Origin of the sequence: Mycobacterium sp. (assembly GCF_044370595.1) — a bacterium.
In the GTDB taxonomy this organism is placed as follows: domain Bacteria; phylum Actinomycetota; class Actinomycetes; order Mycobacteriales; family Mycobacteriaceae; genus Mycobacterium.
The window spans coordinates 1-9,238 of the sequence record NZ_JBILVF010000138.1; the positions used below are offsets into that span (position 1 = coordinate 1).

A 9,238-nucleotide genomic window follows, 5' to 3' on the forward strand; every position below is an offset into this window, starting at 1 on the left:
GCCGGCCACCGCGCCGCCGATGCCGCCCATGCCGTAGGCCACACCTCAGCCACATGGATCCGAAGCTGCTCAACATCCTGGTGTGCCCTGCCGATCGTGGACCGTTGCTGCACGTTGATGACCTCCTATACAACCCGCGGCTGCGCAAGGCCTATCGCATCGAGGACGGCATTCCGGTGCTGCTGGTCGATGAGGCCACCGATGTCGGTTCCGACGAGCACGAGCGGTTGATGGCCCGTGCAGGTGCCCACTAGTCCGACGCGGCCGGTCCGCGCCGGTGAGGCTGGGTTGGACGTCGACCCGCTGACCGCGGCCCGGGCTCTGCTGGGTGCGGTGATCACCGCACGCGGGGTGAGTGCTCGAATCCTCGAAGTGGAGGCCTACGGCGGCCCGGCAGACGGTCCGTGGCCCGATGCCGCCGCGCACTCCTACCGCGGTCGGACTGTCCGAAATGGGGTCATGTTCGGACCGCCGGGTCGGCTCTACACCTACCGCAGTCACGGAATTCATGTGTGCGCCAACGTTTCCTGTGGCGGGGACGGCATTGCCGGGGCGGTGTTGCTGCGCGCGGCGGCCATCGAATCCGGCCTGGAAGCCGCGCAGTCCCGGCGCGGATCAGCGGTCGGTGATAGCGAACTGGCCCGCGGCCCCGGAAATCTCTGTGCCGCCTTGGCTATCACGATGGATGACAACGGCCTGGACGTATTCGACCCGGCTTCGCCGGTCACTGTGCGACTCGGCGAGCCGGCCGTCACCGTTCCTGACCGGCGATTCGATGGTCCCGCCGGCCCCCGGGTCGGGGTGAGCCGGGCCGCCGATCGGGCCTGGCGATTCTGGCTCCCCGGCCGGCCCGAGGTTTCGGCATACCGACGCAGCCCCCGAGCACCTCGACCAGGTGCCAGCGACTGAGGTGGGCATGCGGGAAGATCAGACATCGAACCGACTTGGTTCCTCGGCTCCCCGACCCAAGCCGTACCCGGAGGCCTTTTGATCGAGCTAAGCTCCGCCGACCGACCGCCCGACCAGGCTGTGCTGCACAGCCCGGGCGGATTCACCTGGTTTTACGTCGATCTGGTCGACGATCAGGGCCAGGGCGCGACGGTCATTTGGTCATGGGGCCTGCCCTTTCTGCCCGGCTACGTCCGGGCGGCCCGCGCCGGCCGCCCCGAACTTCCGATCAACCGTCCCAGCGTGAACGTCGTCGTATACGGGGGCGGGCGGGAACGCTTCTACCTGCTCTCCGAACTGCCCGCGCAGGATTGCGAATGGAGTGCTGACGGTCGCTCCTGGCGGCTCGGCGACTGCCTTTTCGAGTGGACCGACACGGTCAACGGCCCCGGGTCGGTCCCGACCCGCATGCTGCAGGCCAGGCTCGACCTCGCCCTTCCTACGGGTGGGCGGGTGACGGGGGAGTTGCAGGTGTCCGGGAAGCTGCGTCGGGATTGCCCGGACGGCGCGGCCTCCGCCGATCCGGCGGGCACCCACCGCTGGACGCCGATGGTCGCCGCGACCCGCGGATGTCTTGAACTGCGCACGCCCGGTGGGGAATTGCGGGTTGAGGGCCGCGCCTACCACGACCGCAACAGCGCCGCCCGGCCGCTCAACGCACTAGGTATCGAACGTTGGTGGTGGGGCCGGCTGGCACTGCCGGGCCGCGATGTCATCTTCTACCGGCTGATTCCCTCCCGAAGCGGGGCGCGCCCGCGGGACCTCGTTGTCGAGGTTGCGGCGGATGGTTCCTGCCGCGCGCGGGAGGACGCCGAGATTGCGGTGGGCCGGCTACGCCGAAGCACCTGGGGCTTGCGGTGGCCGGCCAGTGCCACCTTCCTCGACCCGGATGGCGTCCCGGTTCATGTCGACGTGAGCGCGCTACTCGACAACGGGCCGTTCTATCAGCGTTATCTGCTGCGGGGGCGCTGTGGGGCGGACGAGGCCTACGGCGTCGGGGAGAACGTGGTGCCCGACCGGGTGGACACCGACCTGCTTCGGCCGTTGGTTCGGATGCGGGTGCACCGGTCCGACGGCCCCAACTCCATGTGGCTGCCGCTGTTCTCCGGTGACAGCGAAGGCCGTGTGCGAAGGCTGCTGGGCCGCACCGGGGAAGTTCGGGCATGACTGCCCGGTCCCGGCCGGACCTTTCGGTTGATGCCTTGCTCAGCGGCCAGTCTCCCGCGTGGGCGATCGCCATGGCCGCTCTGCTTGCGGTGCCCCCACTGATTGCGCTGGCACTGGTGGCCTTCAACGCCCTGTTCTGGACGCGTGGGCGTCCGCTGTCCACGGCTGCGCGGGCTGCGCCTGGTGGTGTCAGCGTCCTGATTCCGGCTCGCGACGAGGCCGCCAACATCGAGCGCTGCGTCCGTGCGGCGGATGCCGCACGGGGACCGATCACCGAGATCATCGTCTACGACGACGGGTCGACTGACGGCACCGCCGAGGTGCTGGCCGGCCTTCGCGCCGATGTGCCCCGGCTACGGGTGATTCGTGGCGACGGACTGCCCGACGGGTGGGTGGGCAAACCGCATGCCCTGCATCGCCTCAGCGCCGAGGCGACCGGCGAACTGCTGCTCAACATCGACGCCGACGTCAGCCTGCGCCGCGACGGTGTTCTGCACCTGCTGTCGCTGCTGGGTGGCCCTGAGCAAGTCCCGGGCGGCTTGGGGGCCGCCGTGGTCACCGCGGTACCGCATCAGCGGACCGGGAGCCTCGCCGAGCGGCTGCTGATGCCGCTGCTGCATCTGTCCTACGTGGCATGGTTGCCGATGCCGCTGATTCACCTGACCCGCGATCCCAGGGTGCTCGCCGCCAACGGTCAGCTTCTGCTCATCCGCCGCTCGGTGTTGGAGGTGATCGGCGGCTGGGCCGGGGTGCGGACGGCTTTGGTCGACGATATGGCACTGTGCCGGGCGGTCAAAAGCAGCGGCCAGCGAGTGGTTTTCGCCGACGGCGACCAAATGGCCGACTGCCGGATGTACGGCGACGCCGCCTCGTTGTGGCGGGGATTCGCCAAGAATTTCTATGAGGGCATCGGTGGGCATCCGGTGGCGCTCCTCATTGTGGTGTGGCTGCATGTGCAGTCGTTCGTGTTGCCCTACCTGGTCCTGCCTGTCGCGGCCGTGCTCGGTGCTTGGGGTCTGGCCGCCACCGCGGCGATCGGGGTCGCAGCCAACCTGATTCTGCGGACGATCATGGCGCTGCGCTACGGGCACAGCCTGGTCAGCGTGCTGCTGCACCCCCTCGCCGTACTGCTCATGATGGGGATCCTGCTCGACAGCTTCCGGTGGAGCCGTCGGGGCGACATCCGGTGGCGTGGGCGGTCCTATGCCGCCCGGGCTCAGCGGGAGGCCGTGTGACCGCCGATCCCGACAACGTCATCTCCGAAGCCGACCGGCAGGCGCTGGCGCAGGCCGGCGACAATCGGCGTCCCGGATTCCTCAATTACGCCCGGCGCTACTCCCGGCACCGGATCGCGCATGGGTTGGACGGCCTGTGGGTGTCCGGTCTGGCTGAGTCCCGAGCGGCTCTGGCCGACCGGCCCATGCTCTTCGCGGCCAACCATGTCGCATGGTGGGATCCGCTGCTGTTGCTGGTTCTCGATGAGGCTCTCGACGGGGTGGGATGGGCGGTGATGGACGCCGCCAATCTTCGTAAGCTGCCATTCCTGGGGTGGGTCGGTGCGCTGCCGTTGGACCGCAGCAGCCACGAGCGCAGCTGCCAATGCCTCCAGGCGTGTGGGGGCCTGCTCGACCGGCCGGGCCGCAGCTTGTGGCTCTTCCCGCAGGGCCGCCAGCGCCCGGCCCATCTGCGTCCACTGGACCTCAAGCCGGGGGTGCAGATCCTGCACTCCAGCAGACCGGTGGATGTCATCGCGGTCAGCATCAACTATGTCTTCCTGGAGACGGACAGCCCGGCGGCTGTCGTCCGATTCTCACCACCGATGGCCGGTGCGGAGATCGAGGGACCGGCGTTGCTTCCCGCCGTAGAGGGCGCCCTGCTGAACGGGCTGGCTGTCATCGACGCCGCCGCGGCCGCGGCTACCGACGGTCGTCGCGTCCGCAGCCATCCGGATGAACCTTTTCCAGGCTTCGCCGCCTTGATTCGGCCCGCAAAGGTCGCCGCCCAGGATGGATTCGGTGCCCGGATGCTGGACTATCTGCGCCGTTGGGGTCCTCGTGTGCGCTGATCGCGGCGCGGAAGTGCTGATCGTCGGTGCCGGCGTCGGAGGGCTGATCGCGGCGCTGGCGCTATCCGCACGCGGGCTGCCGGTGCGGGTCCTGGAGAGCGGTCAACGGCCGGGCGGCAAGGCCGGCATCGTCGAGGTGGACGGCGTCACCGTGGAAACCGGCCCGAGCGTCCTGACCCTGCCGGAGGTCTTCGCGAACGTGTTCGCCCGTGCCGGTCTGCGCCTCGAGGAGGTGATCGGACTGCGCCGCCTAGACCCCGGCTTCCGGTACCGCTACGCCGACGGTTGCGTGGTCGAGGTAGCCCACGACCCGCAGGACACCCTGGCCCGGGTCCGGGCCGCCTTGGGGCCCGCAGCCGAGGCTCAGTTGGCGGGCTTCCTGGCGTACAGCCGGGGCATCTGGGAAGCCGCCGCCCCCCATTTCGTTCTCGGTCCCGCTCCCACCTGGGCTGCGATGGTCGGCCTGGCGGTGCGCCATCCACGGGCGTTGATGTCCGTCGATGCGATGCGCGCGATGGGCTCAGGCATCGACCGACACGTCCAAGACCCCCACTTACGCATGTTGCTTCGCCGGTATGCCACCTACAACGGCAGCGATCCCCGCCGTGCGCCGGCCACCCTCAACTGCATCTCGCACGTCGAACTCTCGCTGGGCGGCTATGGCGTGCAGGGCGGTATTCATGCGTTGGTCGCGGCGTTGGTCGCAGCCATCGAGTCCCGCGGCGGTGTCGTCGAGTGTGACGCCGCCGTCGAGCGGGTACTGGTCGACGACCAGACGGCGGTCGGGGTCGCACTGGCGGGTGGTCGGGAGCTGCGTGGCCGGGCTGTCGTGGTCAACGCCGACGTGGGGTGGCTGCGCGACGGGGCGCTGCCCGCCGCTGACCAGCACCTGCCCGCGGCCGCGGCGCCGTCGATGTCGGGGTGGACCGGTGCGATGCGGGCGGCCCGGCGAGCCGACCGGCTGCCGCACGAGGTGCTCTTTCCGGCCGACTATGACGCGGAGTTCGCCGACATCTTCGACCGGGACCGTCCGCCGGTGACGCCGACGGTATACCTCTGCGCCCAGGAACGCTGCCATGGTCTGTCTGGCTGGGCCGATGCCGAGCCGGTGTTCGTGATGGCCAACGCCCCCGCCGAGCCGGCGGACCGGCCACGGCCGGCGCACGTCTGGGCTGCCCTGGAATCCGCCGTGGAACAGCGCATACGGGCCGCAGGGCTGTGGGGACCCGGTGATTCGATCGTCTGGCGCCGCACCCCAACGGAGTTGGCCGCCGACTTCCCCGGCAGCCGGGGTGCCATCTACGGAGCGGCCAGCAATGACCGTTTCGCTGCCTTCAAGCGACCGCCCAACCGGGTGCGCGGTGTGCCCGGTTTGTACCTGGCTTCCGGCAGTGCCCACCCCGGCGGGGGCTTGCCGATGGTCGCCCTGTCCGGACTCGCGGCCGCCGACTGCCTCACCGCCGACCTCGGTCTCTCTCCGGGCGGCCTGTCGGCGGGGTAGCCGGGCAGATGCGGGAAGATGCAACCCATGGGCGTGACGATCATCGACGAGTTGGCCTGGCGGGGACTGGTCGCGCAGTCCACCGACATCGAGGCATTGCAGGAGGCTGCAGCTCGTCCACCGATGACCGTCTATGCGGGGTTTGATCCGACCGCGCCGAGCCTGCATGCGGGGAACCTGGTGCCGCTGTTGACTTTGCAGCGATTCCAGCGCGCCGGGCATCGACCTATCGTGCTGGCCGGTGGCGCCACCGGCCTGATCGGTGATCCGCGTGACGCCGGTGAGCGGACCTTGAACACCGCCGACACCGTCGCGGAGTGGTCAGGGCGCATTCGCGGTCAGCTTGAGCGGTTCGTCGACTTCGACGACTCGGTGACCGGGGCTGTGGTGGAGAACAACCTGTCGTGGACCGAGCGGTTAGGCGCCATCGAATTCCTGCGTGACGTCGGTAAGCACTTCTCCGTCAACGTCATGCTCGATCGCGACACCATTCGCCGCCGGCTCGACGGTGAGGGTATTTCCTACACCGAGTTCAGCTACATGCTGCTCCAAGCCAACGATTACGTGGAGTTGCACCAGCGCCACGGATGCTCGCTGCAGATCGGGGGTTCCGACCAGTGGGGCAACATCATCTCCGGCGTCAGACTGGTCCGGCAGAGGCTCGGCGCCACGGTGCATGCGCTCACCGTCCCGCTGGTCACCGCAGCCGACGGCACCAAGTTCGGGAAGTCCACCGGGGGCGGCAGCCTGTGGTTGGACCCGGAAATGACAAGCCCCTATTCCTGGTATCAGTACTTCGTCAACACCGCCGACGCCGACGTCATCCGGTACCTGCGCTGGTTCACCTTCCTGTCCGCCGACGAGTTGGCCGAACTCGAGGACGCCACCGCGACCCGGCCGCACGAACGCCTGGCGCAACGTCGCCTAGCTCGGGAGCTGACCACGCTGGTGCATGGTCCGACTGCCACAGACGCTGTTGAGCACGCGTCGGCGGCCCTGTTCGGCCGCGGCGATCTCGACCGGCTCGACGCGCCGACACTGGCCGCTGCCCTGCAGGAGACGTCGGTGGCGCAGCTGCCTCCTGGTGGACCGGACGGCATCGTCGACCTGCTGGTGGCAACCGGACTTTCTGCCAGTAAAGGCGCCGCTCGGCGCACGATCGCCGAGGGCGGGGTGTCGGTCAACAACATCCGTGTCGACAGCGAGGACTGGAACGCGGCTTCGTCCCACTTCCTGCACGGCCGCTGGCTGGTCCTGCGCCGAGGGAAGCGGAATATCGCGGGGGTGGAGCGGGTTAACTCGCAGTAAGTCCGGGTGTGACGAAGGTCAAAGTCCCATGTTGCTCAGGGGATTTGACTCGGGTTCGCGCCTGACGTAACTTAATGGAGTCGTTGTGACGCGGTACGTCCGCTGATCGCGACGGCATCTCCAGGGAATGTTTTCGGAGTATGAAGCGTTCCACTGTCCGTACCGACGAGCACGCGGCAATCGCCGCGGGTTCCTCGCGCGGCCGGAGACGCCGGGTGTGTTGTTTGAGAACTCAATAGTGTGTTTGGTGGTTTTTGTTTGTTGTTTGTTTTTTGTCGCACTCTGGTACCCCCGTGTTGGGGTGTGATGTTTTTTGCCAGATTTTTTCTGGTTGCTTGGTCAGGCTTGTTCTGATTCGAATTCTGCTGGGTTTTGTCCCGGGGTTTTTGTTTGGAGAGTTTGATTCTGGCTCAGGACGAACGCTGGCGGCGTGCTTAACACATGCAAGTCGAACGGTAAGGCCTTCGGGTACACGAGTGGCGAACGGGTGAGTAACACGTGGGTGATCTGCCCTGCACTTCGGGATAAGCCTGGGAAACTGGGTCTAATACCGGATAGGACCGCATGCTTCACGGTGTGTGGTGGAAAGCTTTTGCGGTGTGGGATGGGCCCGCGGCCTATCAGCTTGTTGGTGGGGTAATGGCCTACCAAGGCGACGACGGGTAGCCGGCCTGAGAGGGTGTCCGGCCACACTGGGACTGAGATACGGCCCAGACTCCTACGGGAGGCAGCAGTGGGGAATATTGCACAATGGGCGCAAGCCTGATGCAGCGACGCCGCGTGGGGGATGACGGCCTTCGGGTTGTAAACCTCTTTCAGTAGGGACGAAGCGCAAGTGACGGTACCTACAGAAGAAGCACCGGCCAACTACGTGCCAGCAGCCGCGGTAATACGTAGGGTGCGAGCGTTGTCCGGAATTACTGGGCGTAAAGAGCTCGTAGGTGGTTTGTCGCGTTGTCCGTGAAATTTCACAGCTTAACTGTGAGCGTGCGGGCGATACGGGCAGACTGGAGTACTGCAGGGGAGACTGGAATTCCTGGTGTAGCGGTGGAATGCGCAGATATCAGGAGGAACACCGGTGGCGAAGGCGGGTCTCTGGGCAGTAACTGACGCTGAGGAGCGAAAGCGTGGGGAGCGAACAGGATTAGATACCCTGGTAGTCCACGCCGTAAACGGTGGGTACTAGGTGTGGGTTTCCTTCCTTGGGATCCGTGCCGTAGCTAACGCATTAAGTACCCCGCCTGGGGAGTACGGCCGCAAGGCTAAAACTCAAAGAAATTGACGGGGGCCCGCACAAGCGGCGGAGCATGTGGATTAATTCGATGCAACGCGAAGAACCTTACCTGGGTTTGACATGCACAGGACGACTGCAGAGATGTGGTTTCCCTTGTGGCCTGTGTGCAGGTGGTGCATGGCTGTCGTCAGCTCGTGTCGTGAGATGTTGGGTTAAGTCCCGCAACGAGCGCAACCCTTGTCTCATGTTGCCAGCACGTTATGGTGGGGACTCGTGAGAGACTGCCGGGGTCAACTCGGAGGAAGGTGGGGATGACGTCAAGTCATCATGCCCCTTATGTCCAGGGCTTCACACATGCTACAATGGCCGGTACAAAGGGCTGCGATGCCGTGAGGTGGAGCGAATCCTTGTTAAAGCCGGTCTCAGTTCGGATCGGGGTCTGCAACTCGACCCCGTGAAGTCGGAGTCGCTAGTAATCGCAGATCAGCAACGCTGCGGTGAATACGTTCCCGGGCCTTGTACACACCGCCCGTCACGTCATGAAAGTCGGTAACACCCGAAGCCCGTGGCCTAACCCGTGAGGGAGGGAGCGGTCGAAGGTGGGATCGGCGATTGGGACGAAGTCGTAACAAGGTAGCCGTACCGGAAGGTGCGGCTGGATCACCTCCTTTCTAAGGAGCACCACGAGACTCATGCCCCGCCCACGACAGTGTGGGGGTTCGGTGTGTGTGAGCGATTCGTTGGATGGGCTGTGCGCTGTAGTGGCGCCGGTTCTGGTGCAATGACAGACGTCGCTGGTTTCGGGGATCGAGTGATCGAGGGCCGGCGGGGATTCACTGAACACACTATTGGGCTTTGAGGCAACAAGCCCTGTTGTTCCCTGCTTGCGGGTGGGGATGGACTGTTGTCGCCCCGTCTTGGTGGTGGGGTGTGGTGTTTGATTTGTGGATAGTGGTTGCGAGCATCTGGTCAGTGGTGATCGTGTGGGCTGCCGGCTTTCGGGTTGGTGGTCTGG

Annotated in this window: 7 protein-coding genes and 1 rRNA gene; all 8 read left to right on the forward strand. The window is 66.3% G+C overall.

The annotated features are described in order from the left end of the window. Positions 1-53: 53 nt before the first annotated feature. On the forward strand, positions 54-254 hold the full coding sequence (locus tag ADBZ5N_RS14985; protein WP_526258698.1) for a Trm112 family protein: 201 nt from the start codon (positions 54-56) through the stop codon (positions 252-254). After that, positions 244-909 carry a DNA-3-methyladenine glycosylase gene (locus ADBZ5N_RS14990; RefSeq protein ID WP_526258710.1) on the forward strand — a complete coding sequence of 222 codons (666 nt, stop codon included), beginning with the start codon at positions 244-246 and terminating at the stop codon, positions 907-909. The genes ADBZ5N_RS14985 and ADBZ5N_RS14990 overlap by 11 nt, the downstream gene beginning before the upstream one ends. 78 nt (positions 910-987) lie before the next feature. Then, entirely contained in the window at positions 988-2,115 is a 1,128-nt protein-coding gene (locus tag ADBZ5N_RS14995; RefSeq protein WP_526258700.1) for a carotenoid 1,2-hydratase family protein, read from the forward strand. Continuing rightward, entirely contained in the window at positions 2,112-3,350 is a 1,239-nt protein-coding gene (locus ADBZ5N_RS15000; RefSeq protein ID WP_526258702.1) for a glycosyltransferase family 2 protein, read from the forward strand. Before ADBZ5N_RS14995 ends, ADBZ5N_RS15000 begins: the two co-directional genes overlap by 4 nt. Next, the gene (locus ADBZ5N_RS15005; RefSeq protein ID WP_526258704.1) at positions 3,347-4,180 is read left to right on the forward strand and encodes a lysophospholipid acyltransferase family protein; all 834 of its coding nucleotides are present in this window, start codon (positions 3,347-3,349) and stop codon (positions 4,178-4,180) included. Before ADBZ5N_RS15000 ends, ADBZ5N_RS15005 begins: the two co-directional genes overlap by 4 nt. Beyond that, positions 4,170-5,681, forward strand: coding sequence for a phytoene desaturase family protein (locus ADBZ5N_RS15010; RefSeq protein ID WP_526258706.1), 1,512 nt, complete (start codon positions 4,170-4,172; stop codon positions 5,679-5,681). Before ADBZ5N_RS15005 ends, ADBZ5N_RS15010 begins: the two co-directional genes overlap by 11 nt. Positions 5,682-5,708: 27 nt before the next feature. Next, positions 5,709-6,989 carry a tyrosine--tRNA ligase gene (gene tyrS / locus ADBZ5N_RS15015; RefSeq protein WP_526258708.1) on the forward strand — a complete coding sequence of 427 codons (1,281 nt, stop codon included), beginning with the start codon at positions 5,709-5,711 and terminating at the stop codon, positions 6,987-6,989. A 387-nt stretch (positions 6,990-7,376) separates the two neighbouring features. Further along, positions 7,377-8,894, forward strand: a 16S ribosomal RNA gene (locus ADBZ5N_RS15020). Positions 8,895-9,238 lie beyond the last annotated feature (344 nt).

Bases quoted from the DNA above. Each gene is read 5' to 3' on its own strand.
- ADBZ5N_RS15000 (WP_526258702.1), top strand. From the start codon at position 2,112: ATGACTGCCCGGTCCCGGCCGGACCTTTCGGTTGATGCCTTGCTCAGC.
- tyrS (WP_526258708.1), top strand. From the start codon at position 5,709: ATGGGCGTGACGATCATCGACGAGTTGGCCTGGCGGGGACTGGTCGCG.
- ADBZ5N_RS14985 (WP_526258698.1), top strand. From the start codon at position 54: ATGGATCCGAAGCTGCTCAACATCCTGGTGTGCCCTGCCGATCGTGGA.